Genomic DNA, 22,407 nt, shown 5'->3' with positions numbered 1-22,407 from the left:
CGCGCCGGGGGAAGTGTCGGAAACGGTCCGGTATTTTCGCTTCCCCTCGCTGGCGCGAACGGGCATGGCAAGCCGATGAGATTCCATTTCGGCCCCACAAAAAGGACGACGATCAGCGAACGGGAACTGGTGCCGATGGTGGCGCTGGCCATGTCGCTCCACGCGTTCGCGATCGATGCCATGCTGCCCGCGCTGGACGATATGGCGCGCGATCTCGGCGCGGCTGAGGGGAATGAGCGACAACTTATAGTCAGCCTCTACCTGATCGGCAGCGGAATCGGATGTCTTGTTCCGGGTGCTTTCGCCGATCGTTTCGGCAGGCGGCCAATGCTGATTTTCGCGCTGGCTGCTTACACGGTGCTGTCACTGATTCTGGCCCTGATCGACAATTTCGCCGTGATGGTCGTGTTGCGCGGATTGCAGGGGCTGGCCTGTGCCGGCCTGACCGTCGTGCCCAGCGCGATCGTGCGTGACCGCTATGACGGCGACAGGATGGCGCGGTTGCTTTCCATGATTGCCGCAGTGTTCATCATCGTGCCGGTGATTGCGCCCAGCATCGGGCAGGTCGTTCTGCTGTTCGCGGGATGGCGGACAATCTTCGATCTGTCGGCAGTGCTCGCCGCGTTGGTGATGGTCTGGGTCTGGACCCGTCTGCCCGAATCCCTCGATCCGGCGCACAGGCAGAAGGTCAATGTTCCGGTCATCGTGCGCAACATGCTGAAGTCTCTCTCGCGACGGGAATCGATCGGTTATGTGCTCGGCGCGCCGCTGCTGATGGGGGCGGTGTTCGGCTACATCAATTCCGCGCAACAATTGCTGGGCGAACACTTCGCCGTCGGGGCGATGTTCCCGGTGATTTTCGGGGCGGTGGCGTCGACCATGGCCGTGACCAATATCGTCAATTCGCGCATCGTCGAACGGTTCGGCGCGCGGCGGGTATCGCACAGCGGTGCCCTGGTATTCATCGTGGTCAGCCTGGCGCAGGTCTGGGCGGCGTTTTACCGCAGCGACAGCCTGGCGTGGTTCATGCCCCTGCTTGCGCTCAATCTGGGCCTGCTCGGTTTTCTGGGTGCGAACTTCAGTTCGATCGCGTTGCAGCCGTTCGGGGAAATCGCCGGGGCTGCGGCTTCGATGCATGCCTTCGTTCGCATGTTCGGGGCTTCGCTGGTCGGCATGGCGATCGGGCAATCCTATGACGGGACGGCCAAACCGTTCGCCTTCGCTCTGCTGGCATGCAGCGTTTCGGCTCTGCTGCTGGTCCTTTACAGCGAACGGGGCAAGCTGTTCCGCCGCCTTATTCCGCCGGGGACGCAGCGGGTCTGCTGATGGATACGTTGTATGACCTCATCGTAATTGGCGGCGGGGTCAACGGCGCGGGGATCGCTCGTGATGCTGCCGGACGTGGCGGCAAGGTCCTGCTGCTGGAAGCGCGCGATCTTGCCAGCGGTACGTCCAGTGCTTCGACCAAGCTGGTCCATGGCGGCTTGCGTTATCTTGAATACCGGGAATTCGCGCTGGTGCGCGAAGCGTTGCAGGAACGGGAAACCTTGTGGCGGATCGCACCGCATCTGGTGCGGCCGATGCGTTTCGTCCTGCCCCATACGCCGGGGCTCCGCCCGCGCTGGATGCTGCGCGCGGGGCTTTGGCTTTACGATCATCTCGGCGGGCGGCGGCAATGGGAAGGGGCCAGGGCGATCCGTCTGGCCCGGCATCCGGCGGGTGCCGCGCTCGATCCCGCACTGAGCCGTGGGTTCGAATATTCGGACGGCTGGGTGGACGATGCGCGGCTGGTGGTTCTGAATGCGATGGACGCAGCCGAACGCGGGGCCGATGTTCGTACGCGGACACCTGTCACTGCCGCACGGCGGGAAGGCGACATATGGGCAGTGGAGACGGCGGCTGGCACTTTCCGTGGCCGGGCGCTGGTCAATGCCGGTGGGCCGGGGGCGGACGATGTCGCACGGCTGACGGGGCGGCCGCCGCGCTACGGCATTCGCCGGGTACGCGGATCGCACATCGTGACCCGCAAGCTGTTCGATCACCCTTTCGCCTATATCTTCCAGTTGCCCGATACGCGGATCTGTTTCGCCATTCCCTATGAACGGGATTTCACTCTGATCGGGACGACAGACCGGGATCACACCGGCTCGCTGGTGGATGTGGCCGCGGCGCAGGATGAAGTCGCTTATCTGTGCGCGGCGGTGAGCCGTTATTTCCGCAGGCCCGTTACCGATGCCGATGTGGTGTGGACTTATGCCGGGGTACGGGCGCTGGTCGATGATGGTTCGGGTCGCCCGGAAGCGGCCACGCGCGGTTACCGTGTTCCGCTGTCCGATCCGGAGGAAGGTGCGCCATTGCTGGGCGTCTATGGCGGCAAGATAACGTCCTATCGCCACTTGTCGGAAGCGGCGGTGGACCGGCTGGCAGGCAGGTTGCCGCAATTGTCCGGGAAGCCGTGGACAGCCCATGCATCACTGCCGGGCGGCGATTTTCCCGCCGATGCCCAGGATGACCTGATCGAGACGCTTCAGGCCGACTATGCCTTCCTCGACGATGCACAGGCTACGCGTATCGCGCGGGCATATGGCACGCGGGCCGCGTGCTGGCTTGGCCAGGCGCGCGGGTATGACGACCTCGGGCGGAATTTCGGCGCAGGGCTGAGCGAGGCGGAAGTCGATTATCTGCGACAGCAGGAATGGGCGCGGACGGCGGACGATGTGCTCTGGCGGCGCAGCAAGCTGGGCCTGCATATGACCGCTGCTGAACAGGCGGCGCTTGCGGCCTTCATGCGGGCATGAGCCGCGCCTAGAGTTCTCCGGGCTTCATCCGGAAAATCGGCTGGTGCGGCTCGTAGGCTTCCATCCGTTCCAGCAGCAGGTCGAGTTCATGTTCGGCGATCAGTATCCGCTCATGCACGGGGCGGATGAAACCGGTGTCGACCATATGGCGGGTGAAAGCGAGCAGTCCGTTGTAGAAATCGAAGGCGTTGAGCAATCCGACCGGCTTGGAATGATAGCCGAGCTGCGCCCAGCTGATCGCTTCCCACAGTTCGTCCATCGTACCGACCCCACCGGGCAGAGTGAGGAACCCGTCGGCCAGTTCGGTGAACTGCGCCTTGCGCTGATGCATGGTGGAAACCACGCGCAGCTCCGTGCAGTTCTGATTGGCCACTTCGCGATTGACCATCGCTTCGGGAATGACGCCGATCACTTCGCCGCCTTCTGCCAGTGCCCCTTCCGCCAGGGCCCCCATCAGGCCCAGCTTGCCACCGCCATAGACGACACCGATTCCGCGCCGGGCCAGTTCGCCCCCGACATCGCGGGCGAGTGTCATGTACCGTGGGTCTTCCGGCGTTGCAGAACCGCAGAAGACCGCAAGCTTCCCGATCGGGCAGATCATTGGGTGAAATCCTCCAGCATCAACGCAGCGGTCGCTTTCGCACTGCCGGCGACGGCAGGAATCCCCGCGCCGGGATGCGTGCCCGCGCCCACCAGATAGAAGTTGCCGATCGTGTCGTCGCGATTGTGAGCGCGGAACCAGGCGCTTTGCGTCAGAATGGGTTCGAGACTGAATGCGCTGCCCAGATGGGCGTTAAGGTCGAGTGCGAAGTCACGCGGACTGTAATGGAAACTGGTCACGACCCGGTCATGGATATCGGGAATCAGCCGACGGCCGACTTCGTCGAGCACGCGTTTTTCCAGCACCGGAGCAATCTGTTCCCAATCGACTGTCAGTTTGCCCATATGGGCAACGGGCACCAGTGCGCAGAACGTGCTCTTGCCCGGTGGCGCGACGGACGGATCGGTGACGGTCGGATGATGCAGATAGATCGCGAAATCGCGGGGCAGCACGCCATAATCGTAGATGTCGTCCAGCAGCCCCTTGTACCGTGGCCCGAACAGGACCGTATGGTGGGGAATGCCGGGCCAGGTCCCCTCGATTCCGAAATGAACGGCGAACAGACCGGGTGAAAAGCGTTTGCGGGCCAGCGACCGGGCATGGGCCTTGCCGCGTGGTGCGTCGCCCAGCAGGTCGCGATAGGAATGGATGATGTCGGCGTTGCTGGCGACGGCATCGAACCGTTCGTGCCAGCCGCTCTGCGTTCTGACGCCAGTGGCGCGGTTGCCGAGTGTTTCGACCTTTACCACCGGGTCGTGCAGGCGGATCGTGCCGCCGAGGCGTTCGAACTGGCGGGCCATCGCGGCCACCAGCCGGTTGGTGCCCCCGCGCGGCCACCAGATCCCGGTTTCCTGTTCCAGCTTGTGAACCAGAGCGTAAACCGCGCTGGCCGTCATCGGGTTGCCGCCCGTGAGCAGGCTCTGGAAGCTCAACGCCTCGCGCAGCTTCTCCGACTGCACGAACTTGCCGGCCATGGAATAGACGGAGCGCCAGACCTGATAACGCGCAAGGCCGGGGGCGGCCTTCACCATGCTGGCGAAACTCGGGAATGCGGCACTGCCCAGCCGCTGGTATCCTTCGCGATAGAGCTGCGTCGAATAGTGCTGGAATTCCTCGAAGCCGGGGAGGTCCGCCGGGGCGAGTCGCGCGATTTGCCGATGCAAGGCGGCCTGATCGTCGGAATAGTCGAAATTGGTGCCGTCCGGCCAGTTGAGCCGGTAGAAAGGGGACACACGCATCAGCTCGACATCGTCGGCCATGTCGTGATCGGTCAGTTCCCACAATTCTTCCAGGCATGCGGGTGCCGTCAGGACGGTTGGACCGGCATCGAACGTAAACCCGTCTTTCTGCCAGAAATAGGCACAGCCCCCCGGCTTGTCGCGCGCTTCGACAATCGTGGTGGCAACGCCTGCCGCCTGCAATCGGATGGCCAGTGCAAGGCCGCCAAAGCCGGCACCGATCACGCAGGCGTGCTTGCCGTGATACTTCCCCTGACCGGGGTTCATGCCGCTACCCTTTCTGCCAGCGGCCCGCCGCCGCCGGTCAATGCCGCCATGGCCCGCATCGTTTGCGCCGGCGGCTTGCCGCACAGGATACGGATACGGTCCATACGTGTCGAGCGGGCGGCATGGAAACGTTCCACCAGCCCTTGCGGAAGGTTGTAGAACCGAGCGAATACGCGCCATCTCTGGTCAGGCGGGGTATGCCCGAACAGCAGGCGGCCGAGCCTGCGGTAAAAGCGGGTCCTGCCCCAATGCAGCCGGGCCCGTGCCTCCAGCAGTGCGGCAAGCTGCGATCCGGGCAGGTCCGCGTCCGATGCGATCAGCAATGCGGTTTCGACCGCTTGCGGCAGGCTGTTGCCGGTCAACGGATGGGCGAACCCGCCGCGGACACCGGCAATGGCGACATCCTCTATCCTCTGGGCAGATTGATGGGCGGTGAAATTCCCGCCCGTGATGATCGGCGTGACGTCCGTCTGCCTGCCGAGAATCTCGCCATGCCAGCCATGTGCCGTGCAATAGGCGTCGATCCGGCGTGACAGTGCGCTGCGGTCAAGCTCGGGACTGTCGCCATAACAAGTATCGGTCACCAGCAGGTCATGCGCGCCGAGCGGCTGGACATGGGCGAAGCGGCATCCGCCGTGCTGTTCGACAGTCGCATCCATGACGATCGGCCGGGCGATGCCGTGCGGCTGCTTCGTCCGCAAGTGGCGGCCCAGGGAGACTTTCCAGCCGCCTTTCAGATGGGGTGAGGGGGTAAAGCCCCGGCAATCGATCACGGCCCGGGCCCCGATCCGTTCCCCGTCGGCCAGTGTCAGGCCCGAGGCATCCAGTGCGGCGACAGTGCGCTGTGTACGGATCGATTCGTCGGGCAACTGACGACGCAGGGCCGCGTCGAATTCATCGGACGACAGCGAACTGCAAGGCGTGGTCAGCGTGCGGGTGAATCCGGGGAAGCGGACGTCGTAGCCGCTGGCCCATTCCGTCTTGCGGAAAGGATGGAGCAGGTCTGCTCCCACAGGGGAAAGGTCGCTGGCGAACCACGTCCAGCAGCCGTTGCCGCCCAGCGTTTCACCCGCCTCGACCAGCACGATGCGCAATTCGGGCCGATACCGGGCCAGCGCGGCTGCGATCAGCCCGCCGGAAAGCCCGCCACCAGCAATGGCGATATCGAAGTTGCGACCCGTCATCGGGCCAAGGGTTTAGCGGATGCACCCGCATGCGCAACGCTTGCCTGTCCTTAACGGAACGGCAACAAGGTCCGATATGCGAACCTTGCGTGCTCCCTTGCGCCCTCATGCCCGTGCCCTGGTGGCGACAATCGCCCTGCTTCTGCTGGTGCTGGCGATCCTGTTCGCCATGGGGAGGCCGCCGATCTGCGCCTGCGGCACGGTCAAATTGTGGCATGGCGTGGTGCAGTCGGCGGAAAACAGCCAGCACATCACCGACTGGTACAGCCCGAGCCACCTGATCCACGGGTTGCTGTTCTATTTTGTGGCCTGGTTCCTGTGGATTCGCCTGAAATTGCTGCGGCGTCCGCTTGCCCGTTATGCCTTGCCGGTGGCGGTGGCTGTCGAAGGGGCGTGGGAAATCTTTGAAAACACGCCATTCATCATCGACCGCTATCGCGAAGTCACGGTAAGCTGGGGCTATGCCGGGGACAGCATTGTCAATTCGATGTCGGACATCGGCTGGATGATCGTGGGCTTCCTGCTGGCGGGCCGTTTGCCCGTCCGGGCCAGCGTGCTGCTGGCACTGGTTCTGGAAGGGCTGACTTTGATTCTGATCAGGGACAACTTAACACTTAACGTGTTGATGTTACTATGGCCGCTGGAATCGGTCAGACAGTGGCAGGCTATGGGATGATCCCGGAGATGGAGGATAGAGCATGAAATCTGTTGTCGTACATATCGGTCTCGATGGTGAACAGGAAGCTCGTTATCAGGTCGCGGTCGATGTCGTTCGCGCTTTCGAAGGCCATCTCACCTGCGTGCAGACGTCGACTCCGGTCGATGCCTACCTGCCGGTCGATCCATTCGGCGGCGGGGCCTTTATCGGCGATTCCTTCGAACGGATGCGCAAGGCGGAACAGGATGACCGCACCCGGATGGAAGAACGGTTGAAAGTCGAAGGGCTGAGCTGGGACTGGCATTCCCATGCCGGATCGACCGCCCGCCTGCTGACGAGCCATAGCTGGCTGGCCGATCTTGTCGTCGTCAGCGCGCCGCCCGCCGACTGGGCCGCCCGGCTGGGCACGCCGCCGGTTGCCGCGCAAGTCGCGGTCCATGCGCGGGCGCCGGTGCTGGTGGTGCCGGAAGGTGCGAGCGGTTTCGATTGCGAAGGCCCGGCGATCATCGCGTGGAACGGTTCGCCCGAAGCGTGCCAGGCGGTGCGTGCCGCACTGCCGCTGCTCCAGCGCGCGAAATCGGTCACGCTGGTCGCTGTGCAGGAGGCGGACCGTTATGACCTGCCCCCGCTGCAGGCATCGACGTTCCTTTCTCGCCACGGCGTGTCGAGCGAGATCGTGGAAGTCCCTGCCGATGGCCGTTCCGTGGCGGAAGTGCTGCGCACGGCGGCGACCGACCGCAAGGCGGCGTTTCTCGCCATGGGTGCCTATGGCCAGTCGCGCTGGCAGGAAAGCCTGCTGGGCGGTGTGTCACGCGACATGCTGATCGGCACGCCGCTTCCGCTGTTGCTGGCACATTGAGGCGGCAACGGGATATGAGGAAAGGATTCACTGCCGCTGCCGCGACCGCATTCGTGGCTCTTGCCGCACCTGCCATGGGTCAGGAGGCTGACAGTGAATCTTCAGTCTATGATGGTGACTGGCTGAGCATTGGCGCCGGGGTCGGCTACGGCCCGTCCTATGACGGGTCGGACGATTACGTCGCCTATGTGATGCCGGTGGTGCAGGGGAATCTGGGCGGGATCGGGATTGCCCCGCAGCCCGGCGGTTTCTCGCTCGATTTCCTGCCCGATCCGGACTCGGGGATCGGTTTCGATCTGGGCCCTTCCGTCCGCATGCGTTCCAACCGCGCCCGCCAGATCGAGGACCCTGTGGTCCGTTCGCTGGGCAAGCTCGACCATGCGGTCGAAGTGGGGCCGCATGTCGGGATCAGCGTTTCAAAGGTCTTCCACGAATACGACAGCCTGTCGTTCGGCGCGGACGTGCGCTGGGACGTGGCCGGGGCGCACAAGGGCATGGTGATCGCGCCGTCGCTGACCTATTTCACGCCGCTCAATCGCGGTGTGGCGGTCGCGCTCAGTTTCAACACCGAATATGCCGACGGGAAATTCGCGGACTATTATTATTCCGTCACACCGGCGCAGAGCGTGGCCAGCGGATTGCCGGCCTTCGATGCCGGGAAGGGATTCACGAAGGCAGGCGTGACATTGATCGGCGGGATCGACCTGAACGGCAATCTGCTGGACGGTGGCCTGGCGCTGGTGTTCGGGGCCGGATATTCCCGAATGCTGGGCGATGCGAAGGATACGCCTTTCACATCGGTGCGGGGCGATGCCGACCAGCTGTTTGGCGCGATCGGCCTAGGCTACACGTTCTAGGCCGCGAGGAGAACCCGACCCGGGCCGCTGACCGCTATCGAGATTCCGCCAGAGTCTCCTGAGTGGTTGGAATATCTTCGTGGGGCCCAAAGTGGGCCGCCATTGGTTCATTCTGCCTGCCTGCGGCTCTCGTGTCGCCAAAGCAATTAAAGTGATTCGGAAAAAATGCTGCAGGCAGGATGATCCAATCTTGCATCGGACACGTACCTACCAGTGCAACCAAGAATAATTGCACCAAGGAGAATGACCCGATGCATAGACTGTCCAAGCTTGTCGCAATTGTCGCCGCGGGAGCCTTTTCCACGACGATGTTCACTGCCGTTCCCGCTGTGGCTGGCGGCCATATGCAGAGTCATGCCGACACACATCATCATTCCGGCACAATCCTTGACGCTGCTGCTGCCTCGGCAGACCACTCGACACTCGTTGCTGCGGTCAAGGCAGCCGGGCTTGCGGATACGCTCGCGGGGCAAGGACCCTTCACCGTCTTTGCGCCGACAAACAGCGCTTTCGCCAAGCTACCTGAGGGGACCGTGGAAACACTCCTCAAAGCGGAAAACCGCGACACGCTTACAAAAATACTCACCTATCATGTCGTTCCTGGTATGGTTACGGCAAGCGAGCTCATTGGCTTGATCAACGACAACGGTGGAGCCGCCACGCTCACGACAGTGGAAGGCAGCGACCTGACCGCTCGGCTCGACGGAGGCAACGTCGTGCTGGTGGATAGCAAGGGCGGAATGGCAACTGTCACCCAAGCCGATCTCATTCAGTCGAATGGTGTAATCCACGTTACCGACACCGTTTCGATGCCAGACTGACAAAAGCCCACGGTATAAGCGCCCCTTCCGCACTGCGCCTGCATGTCCGGCGCAGTGCGGTGTGGCGCATAGTTGCAGACCAGATCGTTGTCGTGTCGGGAAAGGCACTGATTCAGCGACAATGTCAGAAAGCGGACGTCAGGTGAACGTTCGACAGCTTTCGGGATTCACGATTTGACAGCCCGGTGGCGGTAATGTCGTAGCACCCCCCACCGCACTCTCGACATCCATCCACCGTGCCGGCCTCACTTGGCCAGCGCTTCCTTCGGCAGTGTGGGGCGCTGGGGCGGTTTGGGGGCGGTGCGTTTGCCGGGCTTGAGATAGGTGTCGAACCACTCGATCATCCGCAGGTTATAGTCATAGCGCGCCGCGGCCATGCGGTTGCCATGTCCTTCGCCGGGATAGAACACCAGCCGCACAGGAGTGTCCGGCTGGCGCACCTTGATGTTGCGGTACAGTTCCATGCTCTGCGTCGGGCTGACGCGGGGGTCGGAACCGCCGTGCAGGATCAGCAACGGGGTGCGGGCCTTGTCGACATGATAGATCGGGCTGCGTTCCAGCAGGTGCTGCCATTCCTCCCATGGATACTTGAGTTCGTGGACGAGCCGCATTTCCTGCGGGATGTCGGTAGTGCCGAACTTGCTGATGAGGTCGGAAATGCCGACGAACATCACGCCTGCGGCAAATTCCTCGCTCTGTGCCGTGGAAGCCCAGGCAGTGGCGAACCCGCCGTAAGAGCCGCCCGTCATGCCGACCCGGTCGGTATCGGCCACGCCCAGCGTTACCAGGGCGCGCTTGGCATCGACGAGATCGTCGAATTCCTTCCCTGCATAATCGCCCTGATGCTGCTTGGAAAAGGCTGTGCCATAGGCGGTGGAGCCCCGGTAATTGGGCAGGAACACGGCATAGCCTCTGCCTGCGGCGACTTGCCCCGGCGCGCCATAGCCGGTGACCCAGCCATTGGATTCGTGCGATTCCGGGCCGCCATGGACATCGAGAATGGTGGGCGCGCCGCCTGACGGGACGCCGCTGGCCGGTTCGATCAGTACGCCTTCGATGGCCTGCCCGTCACGCGCGGTAAAGGTCACGGTGCGCTGGGCACCGAAGTCGATTTCGCCCAGCCATGGATTGTGGGAGGTCCAGCGGCGGAACGTACCGTCGGCCAGCACGAAGAGTTCGTCGGGATGGGTGGGGCTGTTGGCTCTGGCCGCGACCATTCCGCCAGCCGCATCCAGTCCGGTCAGGATCAACGAACCGGGGTCGACTTCGGTGAAAGTCTCTCCATCGGCGGCATAGATCCGCAGGCGGCTTTGCGCGCCGATGTGGATCACGGCGGCCAGCCTCCCGTCAGGCAGCCATTCCGCGTCGATTGCGGCTTCGGATGCCCCCGCGTTGAGCGCGCGCTGCGCCCCGGTCGCCAGATCGACGATATGCAGCGTGGTCGGTGACGGGTCGTGTTCGTCCACGGCGGCGAGCAGGGCCAGACGCTTTCCATCGGGCGACAGCTCCGGATCGGCGATCTTGCCGGGCGTCTCGATCGTGCGAACGGCCTGCCCGGTCGCGAGGTCGATCAGCGCCGCCCGCTGGCGGGTATAGCTGTCGTCGACGCTGGGTGTCGGGGCGGTCAGCACCACGGCCTGCCGCCCATCCGGCGTCACTTGCAGGGCAGTGACCTGACCCGACACGGGAATCTGGCGCGGGGCCTTGTCCGCACTCTTGCCTGCCTTCGCGGCGAACAGGCGGTTGTAGCCCCACTCTTCCTCGTAGACGGTGGCGTTGAACCCGGCCTTGTCCTCGCTATCGCGCCGGGTGTCCCTGGCGGGGGCGGCCAGCAGGTAGATCGTTTCGCCATCGGGTGCCCAGGCGTAGTCGATCACTGCGGCACCTTCCACTTCGGCCAGCTTGCGGTGGCCGCCGCCGTCGACCGGAATGCCCCAGACCGCGTCTTTCTCTCCCTTCGCGGCCCAGATGAAGCCGATTGTCCGCCCGTCGGGAGAGAACCGCACCGCGGCCACATCCATGTCGGCGGGCAGATATTCGCGCTCTTGTTCCGGTCCCCATGCCAGTTCGAGCTGGTCCTGCGTCCGCGCATTCGCTTCCCCGCGCGTGACATCGGGCAGCCGCGCGCGGGTATAGGCGATGCGCGATCCGTCGGGCGCCACCGCGATCCGCCCCACACGCTCCAGCCGGGCGACGTCCTCCGTCGTCATCGGCCGGGCCATGGCCGTGCCGGACAGTGCAATCAGGGCCAGGGCAGCGGTGGGGATCAGGGCAAGCGGACGGGACATAGCAATCTTTCGGCTGGTTCCTCTCGCCATTACCATAACGGCGCGGCATGGCGCGGCAACGGCCCGGCGGCGGGCCTTGCCGGTTTTTCCACGCCGCACCCTTCCCATGCCGGGACATAGGCCCTATCATGGGCCTTCCCCGGGGAGCCATGCGAAGCCCTTCTGCCGAAGGTCTGTGGCTGAGAGGTGGGAGTCGCGTCCCACGACCCGTCGAACCTGAACCCGTTAGCACGGGCGGAGGGAGGGTATTTGCAGACTGGACAAATCCGTTTGCTGCGCCATCCTCTTTCCAACCAATACGACGGAGGAGGATGTTCAATGCACGAGACGTTCGACCCGACCACATGGTCGGCCACATTGCTCGGTCTGTTTACGCTGTTCGCGGCGGTCGGCGCCTTGCGCAAGCCCGGCATATGGCAGACGCTGGTCGACGAGATCGAGAAATCGCCGGCCCTGCAACTGATCAGCGGCGGGCTGGAAATGCTGGTCGGCGCGGTGATCTATCTCGCCAATCCGTGGGTGCCTTCTGATCTGCTGGCCTGCGTGATGAAGGCGCTGGCAGGGCTGATGATGCTGGAAGCGCTGGCTGTGCTCGGCTTTTCCGACATCTATTTCCAGTTCTGGCTCCGCAATCTCAGCTTCATGCATCGCGGCTGGGCAATCGTGACGTTCCTGTGCGGATTCGGCCTGACCGTGGCCGGGCTGTTCCGCTTCACCTGATTCAATCCAAGACGAAAGACCTCCTTCATGGCCGATATCAACTCGCACATCGAAATAGGCGTCACCACCGGGCCGATCCGGGGCAGCCGCAAGATCCACGTGCCCGCGCCGGGGAATCCGGCAGTGCGCGTGGCGATGCGCGAGATTGCGCTCGAACCGTCGAGCGGGGAGCCGCCGGTGCGGGTCTATGACACGTCCGGCCCCTATACCGACCCCGATGCCACTATCGACATCGCGGCGGGCCTGCCCGCCCTGCGGCGCGAATGGCAACTGGGCCGGGGCGATGTGGAGGAATACACCCCGCGCGAAGTGAGGCCGGAAGACAATGGCCAGCTCGGGCCAGACCGTTCGGGCGGGGTTCCCCCGTTCCCGACGGCGCTGCGCCGCCCGCTGCGGGCAAAGGCGGGCGGGAACATCTCGCAAATGCACTATGCCCGGCAGGGGATCGTCACGCCGGAAATGGAATATGTGGCGATTCGCGAGAATCTCGGGCGTGAGATGCTCAAGGACCAGCTCCGCGACGGCGAAAGCTGGGGCGCGGAAATTCCCGATTACGTGACGCCCGAATTCGTGCGCGACGAAGTGGCGCGCGGCCGGGCGATCATTCCCAGCAACGTCAACCATCCCGAATGCGAACCGATGGCGATCGGCCGCAACTTCCTGGTCAAGATCAATGCCAATATCGGCAATTCCGCCGTCGCGTCGGACGTGGCGAGCGAAGTGGACAAGATGGTCTGGTCGATCCGCTGGGGCGCGGACACGGTGATGGACCTGTCCACCGGCCGCAACATTCACGACACGCGCGAATGGATCGTCCGCAACAGCCCGGTACCGATCGGCACGGTGCCGATCTATCAGGCGCTGGAAAAGGTCGGCGGCATTGCCGAAGACCTGACCTGGGACATCTTCCGTGACACTCTGATCGAACAGGCCGAACAGGGCGTCGATTACTTCACGATCCACGCCGGCGTGCGCCTGCCCTACATCCCGCTGACGGCCAAGCGCGTCACCGGGATCGTCAGCCGCGGGGGCTCGATCATGGCCAAGTGGTGTCTCGCGCATCACAAGGAGAGTTTCCTGTACGAGCACTTCGACGAGATCACGGAGATCATGAAGGCTTATGACATCGCCTATTCGCTGGGCGATGGCCTGCGCCCCGGCAGTATCGCGGACGCCAATGACGAGGCGCAGTTCGCGGAACTCTATACGCTGGGCGAACTGACCAAGCGCGCCTGGGAACAGGACGTGCAGGTGATGATCGAAGGGCCGGGCCATGTGCCCATGCACAAGATCAAGGAAAACATGACCAAGCAGCTGGAGGCGTGCGGCGAAGCCCCGTTCTATACCCTCGGGCCGCTCGTTACCGACATTGCGCCGGGATACGATCACATCACCAGCGGCATCGGCGCGGCGCAGATCGGCTGGTACGGCACGGCGATGCTTTGCTACGTCACGCCCAAGGAACACCTTGGTCTGCCTGACCGCGACGATGTGAAAGTCGGCGTGGTGACGTACAAGCTCGCCGCCCATGCCGCGGACCTCGCCAAGGGCCACCCGGCGGCTCAGGTTCGTGACGATGCGCTGTCGAAGGCGCGCTTCGAATTTCGTTGGCGCGACCAGTTCAATCTCAGCCTCGATCCCGATACGGCAGAGCAATACCACGACCAGACTCTCCCGGCCGAAGGCGCGAAAACCGCGCACTTCTGCTCCATGTGCGGCCCGAAATTCTGCTCGATGAAGATCACGCAGGAAGTGCGCGACTTCGCGGCAAAGCAAAACCAGGACAGCACCGGCTTTATCGCCGCTTCTGATGAAAAGGCGGCGGAAAAGGGCATGGAGGAGATGGCCGAGAAATTCCGCGAGGAAGGCGGGGAAGTCTATTTGAAGACCGGAGAAGGGTGAGGGCGGGCTTGCCCGCCTCTCTCTAGCCCCGCGCCAGTTTCACCAGCACCTGATCCAGTGCTTGCAGAAAGCGTGAGCGGTCCGCCTTGCTGAACGGGGGCGGGCCGCCGGTTATACCGTCGGCCCCGGCGCGCAGGTCGGCCATGATCGCGCGCGTGGCGATGGCCGAGCCGATGGAGCTGGTGGTGAACGGCTTGCCATTGTGCGCCAGCACGGTCGCCCCGGCTTTCAGGCAGCGGTCGGCCAGCAGGATATCGCCGGTAATCACCACGCTGGCGGGCGTCGCCCGTTCGGCGATCCAGTCATCCGCCGCATCGAAGCCGTCGTCCACCACCACGCGGCTGACCAATGCGCTGTCCGGAATACGGAAGATCGCGTTGCTGACCACGCTGACCGGCACCCGGTGGCGCAGGGCCACCTTGTAGATTTCCTCTTTCACCGGGCAGGCATCGGCGTCGATCATGATGTGCGGGCTGGTCATACCGCGCAGGCCTAGCGGATCGGGGGCTCAGGGCAAGGTTCGGGAGGCGGCGGCAGGTTACAAGCTTTTACATTGCCGGGGGGTGCGATTGGCGTATCGTCCGCCGTTCCGAGCCATTCGGAGAGGAGGGACAGATGATACGGCATTTGATGGCGGAGTTTTTCGGTACGTTCTGGCTGGTGTTCGGCGGTTGCGGGTCGGCAGTGCTCGCCGCGGCCTTTCCCGAACTGGGGATCGGTTTCGCCGGTGTCGCGCTGGCGTTCGGCCTGACCGTGGTCACGATGGCCTACGCCGTGGGCGGGATTTCCGGCGGGCATTTCAACCCTGCGGTATCGCTGGGCCTCGCCGTGGCCAACCGCTTTTCCTGGAAGGAACTGGTGCCGTACTGGATTGCGCAGATCCTGGGGGCGATCGTTGCCGCGGCGGCGCTTTATGCCATCGCATCGGGCAAGGCCGGTTTCGCACCGGGCGGGTTTGCGTCCAACGGATATGGCGATCTGTCGCCCGGCGGCTATTCGATGCAGGCCGCGCTGATGATCGAGATCATCCTGACGGCCGGCTTCCTGATCGTCATTCTCGGCTCCACTTCGAAAGCCGCACCTTCGGGCTTTGCGCCGCTGGCGATCGGTCTGGCGTTGACGTTGATCCACCTGATCTCGATCCCGGTCACGAACACGTCGGTCAATCCGGCCCGTTCCACGGGCGTGGCGCTGTTCGCGGAAACCCATGCGCTGGATCAGCTCTGGCTGTTCTGGCTCGCTCCGCTGGTTGGCGCGGTGATCGGCGGGCTGATCTGGAAAGTGCTGCTGACCCCCGGTGAGGCACCGGAAGGTATCGGCGGCGAAGGCGCGCCTGACTGATCCCGGAATGAAGAGCGGCGCGGGGATACGGCAATTTGCTGTCTTCCCGCGCCATCCGCCCCTATAGGCCCGGCTCACTTACAGGAGCCCCCAATGGCCGATCTTTATCTCAAGGCGCTGGAATCGGAGCGCAAAGCCCTATGGGCCACCTGCCGCCTGAAAGGGCTGCCGAGGGACACGACCGAACGCAGGCGTATTGCCGAACTGGACGAGCTGATCGCTGCGCACAAGGCGAAGAAGGGGGCCTGATCGCCCCTTTGCGTCACCCCCGTGCGCCCTCTCGCTGAGAGGGCAGGCACGCGCGGACAGGTCGGCCGTGAGAGGCAATGGGCCGCCCCATGCCAGCCTGCCGCGCCGTTCCGGATTATGTGTTCTTCATATTCTCCAGCCCTCGGATCGCGCCGGGTTTGAGCGAGGGGTTGGATGCATTCTGCTTCTTCGGTTTTTCCGCCTTGGGTTTGCGGATTTCCCTGTTCGATTTCTTCTGGCCTTTGGCCATGCCGGTTCCAATCGGGGCGGAATGCCCCGGATGGCCTTACGCCCTTATTCGGGCCATGGCGCGGTAATTCGGCACCGGTGCGGCCGTGGATTCCGGACCCAACGCGGTGTTCCGGCGTTGGTCGGATGAAAGGAGCAGTGCATGTTCGTCGCAGCCTATTGGTGGAAAGTGCATCCGGGCAAGGAAGACCAGTTTCGCGCCGCGTGGCGGCGGGGAACCCGGCTGATCCGGGAAAAATACGGCTCGCTCGGTTCGCGTCTGCATTACGAGGATCTGGGCCAGGGCGACGGGCGCTTCGTCGGGGTGGCGGAATGGCCGGACCGGGCGACATGGCAGACGGCATTCGATGCGAAGATGGTCTATGACGATCCCGGCACGCGCCGCGCGTTTACCGATGCGATTGCGGATACTGCGGACGAGCCGCTGTTGTTGATGGAAGTGACGGACGATCTGCTGGATCGGGCCGATGGAGAGGCCGAATGAACCGCTTCGCCCCGCTCGCTCTCGGCTCGCTTATGGTCGGGGCGCTGGCGCTGAGCGCGTGCCAGCCCGATGGCCCCGTACACTCCGCCCCGCAACCGGATGCATCCGTGCCGCCGCCCCATGCGGACCCGGACAAGCCCGTGTTGCAGGCCTATCCGCTGGCAGCGGAACTGGTCCGGCTGGAATGGAGCAACGCGGAAAATCGCGCCGCCTGTGCGCCGGTGACATTCACGGATGCCGGCGGGATCGCGTTCAATGCGCGGCGGGCGGAATTTTCCGGCGGCTGGGCGGTTGCATTCGATTTGCCCGGAACACGCAGCGCCTTCGGCATCGCGGGCACCGGGCTATTGCCTGACGATCGTGACGATCCGGCAGCGCAGGAGCGGCGGCTGAAGGCGCAGTGGCCGCATTTCCGCCGCTTGCCTGACCTGCCGCAACCGGCCTTTGCCGGATACGGGCTGGAGGGTGCGCGTGCCTATCCCGCCGATGCGCCTGACGGCGTGGGCAGCCAGTCGCTCGCCTATCTGCGGATCGGCGGGCAGCAATGCCTGTACAACGTGTGGAGCAAGCTGGGCCGCGCGCATCTGGAAACCTTGCTGGATTCGCTGCGGATGCTGTGATGGCGGGCGGGTGGCCGTGCGGCCTTTCCTACACGCGCGAAACCTGCCTTATGCTGCGGGATGACACGACGCTCCACCCGCAAGCCTTCCCGATCATGGCCCGCATACCGGCGGGTCCCGCCCTTCGTTCCCGTGCCGCTGCGCGCCCGGCGCGACGGCTGGACGCCCTTGCGGCAGGCCCGGTTCATCGGCTGGCTCGCGCAGACCGGTTCCGTTTCCAAAGCGGCAGCGCGGGTGGGATGCTCGCGAGAGACTGCCTATCGGTTGCGGCGCAGGCCGGGCGCGGAAAGTTTCGTCGCGGCATGGGACGCGGTGCTGGCGCTGCGTGCCGGTAACGGGGTGCCCCGGCGGAAGGTCACACCCGGCGAACTGTGGGCCTGCGCACTGGAGGGGCCGTTCACTGTGCGAATGCGGCGCGGCCGGTTTACCGGAACCTTGCGGAAACCCAGCAATTCCGCGCTTTTGCGCCTGCTTTCCACATATGACCGGGCATTGCGGGGGCGCTACGGATGAACGCTGCTGGCCCGCTGGACCGGGCGCACATTCAGCGCGTTTCGTGTCACGCACGCACCGGCCGGTATCCGGATCAGCGCTTCTTCACGAACTCCGCCCGCAGGACGAGGCCCTTGATGCCGGGATACTTGCAGTCGATTTCCTGTGCGTCGCCGGTCAGCCGGATCGACTTGATCAGCGTGCCCTGCTTCAACGTCTGGCCCGCGCCCTTGACTTCCAGATCCTTGATCAGTGTGACCTGGTCGCCATCGGCCAGCAGGTTGCCCACCGCGTCGCGGACTTCCACCGTGTCGGCGGCTGCCTGCTTGGCGGCCAATTCGGATGCAGGCATCCATTCGCCGCTTTCCTCGTCGTATACGTACTCTTCGTCGTCGCCGCTCATCATGGTTGTCCCTGTTGGTGGATGGGGCCCTATGTCAGGCCGGAGGCCCTGCCACAAGCGCGCCGCATCGCAAGGGTGCACGGGGATCTTGCGGGCGCCGCCGATCCGCTGCAATGTCGGCGGCACGATGTACCGCACAGCTTCTCTCATCCTTATCGCTCCTGCCCTTGCCGCCTGCAATCCCAGCAGTCCGGGCGAAACCAATGCACCCGGCGATCCCGAAGACCGCCATCCCTACGAAGGGATCGCCCCGGGCGAGGCGGTTCACTTTACCGGGACGGAACCCTTCTGGGGCGGCCAGGCCGAGGGGGGTATGCTGACCTACACTACGCCTGAAAACCCGGATGGGGAGGTTATCCGCATCGCGCGCTTCGCCGGGCGCAATGGCATCTCGTTCACCGGCAAGCTGGGCGACAAGCCGTTCGGCATGGCCGTGACACCGGGAGAATGCAGCGACGGCATGTCCGACCGGACTTATCCGTTCACCGTGACTTTGCGGATCGGTCCGCAGGGGACGGGCGAATTGCGCACCGGCTGCGCATGGACGGCATCGCGGCCGTTCACGGGACCTGAAAATCCCTGAGGGCATCCCCATATGAACGGCATGACACAAGCGACGCCTCATGCCCGCCAGCCGGCCCTGTTCATCCCCCACGGCGGGGGGCCGTGCTTCTTCATGCCCGACCCCACCGGGATGTGGAGCAGGATGGAAGGCTATTTGCGTTCCATTCCCGCCAGCCTGCCGGAACGCCCGCGGGCCATCCTGCTGGTGTCCGCTCATTGGGAGACGCGCGGCTTTGCCTTTACCGGGGCGGAGCATCCGGGATTGATCTACGATTACTATGGTTTTCCGCCGCACACGTACGAACTGACCTATCCCGCGCCCGGCGCTCCGTGGCTGGCGGAACGGGCGGCGGGCCTGCTGCGCGGCAACGGGCTGGAAGCTGCGGTCGATCCGGATCACGGTTTCGACCACGGCATGTTCATTCCGTTGAAAGTCGCCTTTCCCGATGCCGATATTCCGGTGGTGGAAATGTCGCTCGACGCGAGCCTTGACCCCGCGTTGCACCTTGCCGCCGGTCGGGCGCTGGCACCCTTGCGGGATGAAGGCGTGCTGGTGATCGGATCGGGCATGAGCTTCCACAACATGCAGGTGATGCGCAATCCGGGGCTGGCCGCCTATTCGACCGATTTCGATCATTGGCTGGGCCATGCGGCGCAAATGGACGCAGACGAGCGCGGGGCCTTGCTGGCGCAATGGGCAGCGGCCCCCAATGCGCGCCACAGCCATCCGCGGGAAGAACACCTGCTGCCGTTGATGGTGGCTGCCGGTGCGTCCGACGCGCCGGGAACAGTGGACTATTCCGAAAACATGCTGGGCAGTGCCTTGTCTGGATACCGGTTCGCCTGAAGCGTTCCGGCGCCCGAACACGGGGTTGCGGCTGGCAGGATCGAACATTGCATGGGGGCGACGGCAAATTTGCGAATGCCCCCCTTGTCCTGCCGGTAAGGGCGCGCCTAAGGAGGCCCTCGCAAACCAATTCCCAGATCTGAAAGGAATGCAGATGACCAAGGGCGCAGGACATGCAAAGCTGGCCGTGGCCCGGCTCGCCAGCCCGGAATTGCTGGGAAAGGCGGGTTTTTCCCTGCGTTCGGCAGCGTTCGAGGATGGGGAGGAATTGGATCCGTGCTTCACTGCCGACGAAGAGGATGCCGTCGCACCGCCCCTGGAATGGACCGCTCCGCCTCCAGGCGCGATGGAACTGGCGCTGGTGGTGGAAGACCCCGATGCGCCGGGTGACGAACCTGCCTGCCATTGGCTGGTCTGGGGTCTCGCCGGGCAGAAGGGGCAATTGCTCGAAGGCGAAGTGCCGCCGCGCGTAGGCAAGAATGCCCATCGCAACAGCGAATGGTTGCTGCCCGAACCGCCGCATGACGATGATGCGCATGCTTATGTCTTTCAGCTGTTCGCGCTCGACCTGCCGTTGACACTGATGCCCGGCGCGTCGCGCGACGAACTGTTCGCTGCGATGGAAGGGCACGTCGTCGGCGCAGCGATCCTGACGGCGATGTATGCCCGCACGGACGAGGATGACGAAAGCTGGGACGATGGCGAGGACGAAGCTTAAGCCTCGTCCTGCTTGCCCGGAACCCAGCCGGGTTCTGCCAGAGTGAAGCCGGAAAATTCGAAACCCGGCGCAACCACACAGGAAACGAGGACATAGCCGGCCCCGCCGCCGGGGGCCGGGTCCGCCGCCTGCCAATGGCCGGCAGGCACGACCTGCTGGAGCCGATGGTCCGACAGCAGGCCGGGGCCGAGGATCGTGGTAGCGATGGGGCCGGTTTCATGCGGGGCGATGGCAAGGCGCAATGGATCGCCTGCATGCCATAACCAGATCTCGTCCGCGTCGACCCTGTGCCAGTGGGACCGCTGGTGCGCTTCGAGCAGGAACAGGATGGCAGTGCTGGCAACCCGTTCCCCCGCGACAGACGGCGCTCGCCACGTTTCCCGATACCATCCCCCTTCGGGGTGAGGCGCGAGTTCCAGCCGCTCAATCAGCGCTCTTGCATTCAGGCCGTCCATGATTGCAGCTTGCCCTGATGCGCCGGGGCTGGCTAGCTGGTTTGCGGATATTTGCCGGAGGAGATGTGCGATGCGTTGGATGGGGGCCGTGGCCGGGGGGATACTGCTGCTGGGGGCAGGGCCCTTGTCTGCCCGAACGCCCGAGCAGGTGGCGGAAGCCGCGCTTCGCGTCGCGCCGGTGTTCGATGGGCACAACGATACCCCGATCCAGTTGCGCGGCCGTTACCATGACGTGATCGGCGATTTCGACTTTGCCGATACGTCCACCACCGGAAGCCCCGATGCTGTCGGCACATGGAAAGGCCGGACCATGCACACCGACCTTGCGCGTCTGCGCAAGGGACACGTGGGGGCGCAATTCTGGTCGGTTTACGTATCGGCCGAACTCGATGAAGCGGCAGCCGTGCAGGCGACTCTGGAACAGATCGACGTGACCAAGCGGCTGGTTGCCCGCTACCCTGCGGAAATGCAGTTGGCCCTGACCGCCGCTGATGTCGAGCGGGACATGAAGCGGGGCAGGGTCGCGTCCCTGCTCGGAATGGAAGGCGGGCATTCGATCGGTTCCAGCCTGGGCGTGTTGCGCCAGATGTACGCACTGGGCGTGCGGTACATGACGCTTACTCATTCGAAGAACACCCCATGGGCGGACAGCGCGACGGATGTGCCTGAACATGACGGGCTGACCGATTTTGGCCGGGAGGTTGTGCGCGAGATGAACCGGCTGGGCATGCTGGTCGATCTCAGCCATGTCAGTGAGGAAACCATGCTCGATGCGCTGGAAGTGGCGCGGGCGCCAGTGATCTTCAGCCATTCGGGCGCACGTGCGGTCAATGGTCATGCCCGCAATGTGCCGGACAATGTCCTGGCGAAAGTGCGGGACAACGGCGGTATCGTGATGGCAGTGGCCTTGCCGGGATATGTCAGCGAAGCCGCGCGGCAATGGCTGGCGGACCGCAAGGGCGAGGAAGCCCGGTTGCAGTCGCTCTGGCAGGGACAGCCGGATCAGGTCATCGCCGGGTTGGCGGCATGGGACAAGGCGCACCCTGAACCGGCCACGACCGTGTCCGACATGGCCGACCATATCGATCATCTGAGGCAGGTGGCCGGGATCGACCACATCGGCATCGGTGGCGACTATGACGGCATGGCCACGGGGCCGGTCGGAATGGAGGACGTGTCAGGCTATCCGGCACTGTTCGAGGAACTGGCCCGGCGCGGCTATTCGCAAGCTGACCTGGAGAAAATCGCCAGCCGCAATATCCTGCGTGTCATGCGAGCAGCGGAAGCCTATGCGGCGGCGCATCGCGCTGATCCTCCGATCGAGACGCCGGTACCGGACTGAGGTAGGGATCAGTGCGAATCGATCCGTGACAGCATCCGGAAGAAGAACGCGGTCGACCAGCCCAGCAGGATGACGCCCATGATGCTTTCGAATGCGCCGGTCAGGCGCCATTCGATGGCGATATGCATGTCGCTGTATCCGACAGTCGAATAACTGATCGTCGAGAAATAGAGCGCCTGTTCAAGATTGGCGACCGCGCCCACCACCAGATAGAATACGGCAAACAGCCAGATCTCGATCCCGTGCAGCGCGATCAACGCGACGACTATGGAGAGGGTGAAGATCGCTCCGCGCCGTGAAAGTGGGTCGGTATGTTCGAGCCGTTCTATCGAGGCTTCGCTATGCAGCGCGCGATTGAGGCTGAACAGACCGAGCCCGTGGATCGCCACGCAGATGACCAGCATGATCGAAGAAACCACAAACTGGGTGAAGAGGTGCGGTTGCATGCCC

Annotated in this window: 26 protein-coding genes and 1 riboswitch; of the genes, 17 read left to right on the top strand and 9 right to left on the bottom strand. The window is 64.1% G+C overall.

What is annotated here, in order from left to right:
• Positions 1–75 precede the first annotated feature (75 nt).
• Together MB02_RS11025 and MB02_RS11020 are read left to right on the top strand one after the other, a co-directional pair.
• The gene (locus MB02_RS11025) at positions 76–1,326 is read left to right on the top strand and encodes a multidrug effflux MFS transporter (RefSeq protein WP_067537080.1); all 1,251 of its coding nucleotides are present in this window, start codon (positions 76–78) and stop codon (positions 1,324–1,326) included.
• Positions 1,326–2,798: a glycerol-3-phosphate dehydrogenase gene (locus MB02_RS11020; RefSeq protein ID WP_067537074.1), complete on the top strand. Its 1,473-nt coding sequence runs from the start codon at positions 1,326–1,328 to the stop codon at positions 2,796–2,798. Before MB02_RS11025 ends, MB02_RS11020 begins: the two co-directional genes overlap by 1 nt.
• 7 nt (positions 2,799–2,805) lie before the next feature.
• Here the strand turns inward: MB02_RS11020 and MB02_RS11015 are convergent, their stop codons facing one another.
• The 3 genes from MB02_RS11015 to crtY are packed head-to-tail and all read right to left on the bottom strand — an operon-like array spanning position 2,806 to position 6,088.
• Complete coding sequence (locus tag MB02_RS11015; protein WP_067537362.1) at positions 2,806–3,387, bottom strand: LOG family protein; 582 nt, start codon at positions 3,385–3,387, stop codon at positions 2,806–2,808.
• Between the two features lie 8 nt (positions 3,388–3,395).
• A complete protein-coding gene (locus tag MB02_RS11010; protein ID WP_067537071.1) occupies positions 3,396–4,904 on the bottom strand; it encodes a phytoene desaturase in 1,509 nt (502 codons plus the stop codon).
• Entirely contained in the window at positions 4,901–6,088 is a 1,188-nt protein-coding gene (crtY, locus tag MB02_RS11005; protein WP_067537066.1) for a lycopene beta-cyclase CrtY, read from the bottom strand. Before crtY ends, MB02_RS11010 begins: the two co-directional genes overlap by 4 nt.
• A 76-nt stretch (positions 6,089–6,164) precedes the next feature.
• Here crtY and MB02_RS11000 point away from each other — a divergent pair, with 76 nt between their 5' ends.
• The 4 genes from MB02_RS11000 (at position 6,165) to MB02_RS10985 (ending at position 9,283) form a co-directional block, all read left to right on the top strand.
• Positions 6,165–6,764: a DUF2585 domain-containing protein gene (locus tag MB02_RS11000; RefSeq protein ID WP_067537063.1), complete on the top strand. Its 600-nt coding sequence runs from the start codon at positions 6,165–6,167 to the stop codon at positions 6,762–6,764.
• Between the two features lie 22 nt (positions 6,765–6,786).
• Positions 6,787–7,605 (top strand): universal stress protein, encoded by an 819-nt coding sequence (locus MB02_RS10995; protein ID WP_067537060.1) that lies wholly within the window; start codon positions 6,787–6,789, stop codon positions 7,603–7,605.
• Between the two features lie 14 nt (positions 7,606–7,619).
• On the top strand, positions 7,620–8,462 hold the full coding sequence (locus MB02_RS10990) for a MipA/OmpV family protein (RefSeq protein WP_067537057.1): 843 nt from the start codon (positions 7,620–7,622) through the stop codon (positions 8,460–8,462).
• 251 nt (positions 8,463–8,713) lie between these two features.
• On the top strand, positions 8,714–9,283 hold the full coding sequence (locus MB02_RS10985) for a fasciclin domain-containing protein (RefSeq protein WP_067537053.1): 570 nt from the start codon (positions 8,714–8,716) through the stop codon (positions 9,281–9,283).
• Between the two features lie 245 nt (positions 9,284–9,528).
• On the opposite strand, the gene MB02_RS10980 is transcribed toward MB02_RS10985, so the two are convergent.
• The gene (locus MB02_RS10980; protein ID WP_067537050.1) at positions 9,529–11,571 is read right to left on the bottom strand and encodes a S9 family peptidase; all 2,043 of its coding nucleotides are present in this window, start codon (positions 11,569–11,571) and stop codon (positions 9,529–9,531) included.
• 130 nt (positions 11,572–11,701) lie between these two features.
• Positions 11,702–11,831, top strand: a riboswitch (TPP riboswitch).
• A gap of 58 nt (positions 11,832–11,889) precedes the next feature.
• Between MB02_RS10980 and MB02_RS10975 the strand changes: the two genes are divergently transcribed.
• Positions 11,890–12,291, top strand: coding sequence for a hypothetical protein (locus MB02_RS10975; protein ID WP_067537046.1), 402 nt, complete (start codon positions 11,890–11,892; stop codon positions 12,289–12,291).
• A 27-nt stretch (positions 12,292–12,318) separates the two neighbouring features.
• On the top strand, positions 12,319–14,193 hold the full coding sequence (gene thiC, locus MB02_RS10970) for a phosphomethylpyrimidine synthase ThiC (protein WP_067537043.1): 1,875 nt from the start codon (positions 12,319–12,321) through the stop codon (positions 14,191–14,193).
• 22 nt (positions 14,194–14,215) lie between these two features.
• Here thiC and MB02_RS10965 read toward each other — a convergent pair whose 3' ends face one another.
• Positions 14,216–14,674, bottom strand: coding sequence for a YaiI/YqxD family protein (locus MB02_RS10965; RefSeq protein ID WP_067537040.1), 459 nt, complete (start codon positions 14,672–14,674; stop codon positions 14,216–14,218).
• A 134-nt stretch (positions 14,675–14,808) separates the two neighbouring features.
• Between MB02_RS10965 and aqpZ the strand changes: the two genes are divergently transcribed.
• Together aqpZ and MB02_RS17840 are read left to right on the top strand one after the other, a co-directional pair.
• Entirely contained in the window at positions 14,809–15,534 is a 726-nt protein-coding gene (gene aqpZ / locus MB02_RS10960) for an aquaporin Z (RefSeq protein ID WP_067537037.1), read from the top strand.
• Between the two features lie 93 nt (positions 15,535–15,627).
• Entirely contained in the window at positions 15,628–15,783 is a 156-nt protein-coding gene (locus MB02_RS17840; protein WP_170304709.1) for a hypothetical protein, read from the top strand.
• Between the two features lie 115 nt (positions 15,784–15,898).
• On the opposite strand, the gene MB02_RS18065 is transcribed toward MB02_RS17840, so the two are convergent.
• A complete protein-coding gene (locus tag MB02_RS18065) occupies positions 15,899–16,033 on the bottom strand; it encodes a hypothetical protein (protein WP_268872965.1) in 135 nt (44 codons plus the stop codon).
• Between the two features lie 141 nt (positions 16,034–16,174).
• Here MB02_RS18065 and MB02_RS10950 point away from each other — a divergent pair, with 141 nt between their 5' ends.
• Genes MB02_RS10950 through MB02_RS10940 form a run of 3 tightly spaced genes read left to right on the top strand, consistent with a single transcriptional unit; the run spans position 16,175 to position 17,649 of the window.
• A complete protein-coding gene (locus MB02_RS10950; protein WP_067537031.1) occupies positions 16,175–16,516 on the top strand; it encodes an antibiotic biosynthesis monooxygenase family protein in 342 nt (113 codons plus the stop codon).
• Positions 16,513–17,136 (top strand): hypothetical protein, encoded by a 624-nt coding sequence (locus tag MB02_RS10945; RefSeq protein WP_067537028.1) that lies wholly within the window; start codon positions 16,513–16,515, stop codon positions 17,134–17,136. The genes MB02_RS10950 and MB02_RS10945 overlap by 4 nt, the downstream gene beginning before the upstream one ends.
• A 60-nt stretch (positions 17,137–17,196) precedes the next feature.
• Positions 17,197–17,649: a hypothetical protein gene (locus MB02_RS10940; RefSeq protein WP_067537025.1), complete on the top strand. Its 453-nt coding sequence runs from the start codon at positions 17,197–17,199 to the stop codon at positions 17,647–17,649.
• Between the two features lie 73 nt (positions 17,650–17,722).
• On the opposite strand, the gene MB02_RS10935 is transcribed toward MB02_RS10940, so the two are convergent.
• Positions 17,723–18,031, bottom strand: coding sequence for an alkylphosphonate utilization protein (locus MB02_RS10935; protein ID WP_067537359.1), 309 nt, complete (start codon positions 18,029–18,031; stop codon positions 17,723–17,725).
• A 127-nt stretch (positions 18,032–18,158) separates the two neighbouring features.
• Between MB02_RS10935 and MB02_RS10930 the strand changes: the two genes are divergently transcribed.
• The 3 genes from MB02_RS10930 to MB02_RS10920 all read left to right on the top strand — a co-directional run bounded on the left by MB02_RS10930 (position 18,159) and on the right by MB02_RS10920 (position 20,160).
• The gene (locus MB02_RS10930) at positions 18,159–18,614 is read left to right on the top strand and encodes a COG3650 family protein (RefSeq protein WP_067537022.1); all 456 of its coding nucleotides are present in this window, start codon (positions 18,159–18,161) and stop codon (positions 18,612–18,614) included.
• A gap of 12 nt (positions 18,615–18,626) precedes the next feature.
• Positions 18,627–19,442, top strand: coding sequence for a DODA-type extradiol aromatic ring-opening family dioxygenase (locus tag MB02_RS10925; protein WP_407919337.1), 816 nt, complete (start codon positions 18,627–18,629; stop codon positions 19,440–19,442).
• 154 nt (positions 19,443–19,596) lie between these two features.
• Positions 19,597–20,160: a YbhB/YbcL family Raf kinase inhibitor-like protein gene (locus tag MB02_RS10920; RefSeq protein ID WP_067537353.1), complete on the top strand. Its 564-nt coding sequence runs from the start codon at positions 19,597–19,599 to the stop codon at positions 20,158–20,160.
• On the opposite strand, the gene MB02_RS10915 is transcribed toward MB02_RS10920, so the two are convergent.
• Complete coding sequence (locus tag MB02_RS10915) at positions 20,157–20,615, bottom strand: cupin domain-containing protein (protein ID WP_067537019.1); 459 nt, start codon at positions 20,613–20,615, stop codon at positions 20,157–20,159. The genes MB02_RS10920 and MB02_RS10915 overlap by 4 nt on opposite strands.
• Before the next feature lie 70 nt (positions 20,616–20,685).
• On the opposite strand from MB02_RS10915, the gene MB02_RS10910 reads away from it, so the two are divergent.
• Complete coding sequence (locus MB02_RS10910; protein ID WP_067537016.1) at positions 20,686–21,957, top strand: dipeptidase; 1,272 nt, start codon at positions 20,686–20,688, stop codon at positions 21,955–21,957.
• Positions 21,958–21,965: 8 nt separating this feature from the next.
• Here MB02_RS10910 and MB02_RS10905 read toward each other — a convergent pair whose 3' ends face one another.
• A complete protein-coding gene (locus MB02_RS10905) occupies positions 21,966–22,403 on the bottom strand; it encodes an ion channel (protein WP_067537013.1) in 438 nt (145 codons plus the stop codon).
• Positions 22,404–22,407 lie beyond the last annotated feature (4 nt).

It is taken from the genome of Croceicoccus estronivorus, from assembly GCF_001625325.1.
GTDB lineage: Bacteria > Pseudomonadota > Alphaproteobacteria > Sphingomonadales > Sphingomonadaceae > Caenibius > Caenibius estronivorus.
The sequence above is the reverse complement of the archived record's forward strand: the minus strand, read 5'-3'. Positions and strand labels throughout refer to the sequence as shown.

Excerpts from the sequence above, each read along its gene's own strand:
- MB02_RS10930 (WP_067537022.1), top strand. The coding sequence starts at position 18,159 with ATGTACCGCACAGCTTCTCTCATCCTTATCGCTCCTGCCCTTGCCGCC.
- MB02_RS10985 (WP_067537053.1), top strand. The coding sequence starts at position 8,714 with ATGCATAGACTGTCCAAGCTTGTCGCAATTGTCGCCGCGGGAGCCTTT.
- MB02_RS10965 (WP_067537040.1), bottom strand. The coding sequence starts at position 14,674 with ATGACCAGCCCGCACATCATGATCGACGCCGATGCCTGCCCGGTGAAA.
- MB02_RS10995 (WP_067537060.1), top strand. The coding sequence starts at position 6,787 with ATGAAATCTGTTGTCGTACATATCGGTCTCGATGGTGAACAGGAAGCT.
- MB02_RS18065 (WP_268872965.1), bottom strand. The coding sequence starts at position 16,033 with ATGGCCAAAGGCCAGAAGAAATCGAACAGGGAAATCCGCAAACCCAAG.
- aqpZ (WP_067537037.1), top strand. The coding sequence starts at position 14,809 with ATGATACGGCATTTGATGGCGGAGTTTTTCGGTACGTTCTGGCTGGTG.
- thiC (WP_067537043.1), top strand. The coding sequence starts at position 12,319 with ATGGCCGATATCAACTCGCACATCGAAATAGGCGTCACCACCGGGCCG.
- MB02_RS11000 (WP_067537063.1), top strand. The coding sequence starts at position 6,165 with ATGCGAACCTTGCGTGCTCCCTTGCGCCCTCATGCCCGTGCCCTGGTG.
- MB02_RS11010 (WP_067537071.1), bottom strand. The coding sequence starts at position 4,904 with ATGAACCCCGGTCAGGGGAAGTATCACGGCAAGCACGCCTGCGTGATC.
- MB02_RS10945 (WP_067537028.1), top strand. The coding sequence starts at position 16,513 with ATGAACCGCTTCGCCCCGCTCGCTCTCGGCTCGCTTATGGTCGGGGCG.
- MB02_RS10910 (WP_067537016.1), top strand. The coding sequence starts at position 20,686 with ATGCGTTGGATGGGGGCCGTGGCCGGGGGGATACTGCTGCTGGGGGCA.
- MB02_RS10935 (WP_067537359.1), bottom strand. The coding sequence starts at position 18,031 with ATGAGCGGCGACGACGAAGAGTACGTATACGACGAGGAAAGCGGCGAA.
- crtY (WP_067537066.1), bottom strand. The coding sequence starts at position 6,088 with ATGACGGGTCGCAACTTCGATATCGCCATTGCTGGTGGCGGGCTTTCC.
- MB02_RS10920 (WP_067537353.1), top strand. The coding sequence starts at position 19,597 with ATGACCAAGGGCGCAGGACATGCAAAGCTGGCCGTGGCCCGGCTCGCC.
- MB02_RS10905 (WP_067537013.1), bottom strand. The coding sequence starts at position 22,403 with ATGCAACCGCACCTCTTCACCCAGTTTGTGGTTTCTTCGATCATGCTG.
- MB02_RS10980 (WP_067537050.1), bottom strand. The coding sequence starts at position 11,571 with ATGTCCCGTCCGCTTGCCCTGATCCCCACCGCTGCCCTGGCCCTGATT.
- MB02_RS10940 (WP_067537025.1), top strand. The coding sequence starts at position 17,197 with ATGACACGACGCTCCACCCGCAAGCCTTCCCGATCATGGCCCGCATAC.
- MB02_RS11025 (WP_067537080.1), top strand. The coding sequence starts at position 76 with ATGAGATTCCATTTCGGCCCCACAAAAAGGACGACGATCAGCGAACGG.
- MB02_RS10990 (WP_067537057.1), top strand. The coding sequence starts at position 7,620 with ATGAGGAAAGGATTCACTGCCGCTGCCGCGACCGCATTCGTGGCTCTT.
- MB02_RS10950 (WP_067537031.1), top strand. The coding sequence starts at position 16,175 with ATGTTCGTCGCAGCCTATTGGTGGAAAGTGCATCCGGGCAAGGAAGAC.
- MB02_RS10975 (WP_067537046.1), top strand. The coding sequence starts at position 11,890 with ATGCACGAGACGTTCGACCCGACCACATGGTCGGCCACATTGCTCGGT.
- MB02_RS11020 (WP_067537074.1), top strand. The coding sequence starts at position 1,326 with ATGGATACGTTGTATGACCTCATCGTAATTGGCGGCGGGGTCAACGGC.
- MB02_RS10915 (WP_067537019.1), bottom strand. The coding sequence starts at position 20,615 with ATGGACGGCCTGAATGCAAGAGCGCTGATTGAGCGGCTGGAACTCGCG.
- MB02_RS10925 (WP_407919337.1), top strand. The coding sequence starts at position 18,627 with ATGAACGGCATGACACAAGCGACGCCTCATGCCCGCCAGCCGGCCCTG.
- MB02_RS17840 (WP_170304709.1), top strand. The coding sequence starts at position 15,628 with ATGGCCGATCTTTATCTCAAGGCGCTGGAATCGGAGCGCAAAGCCCTA.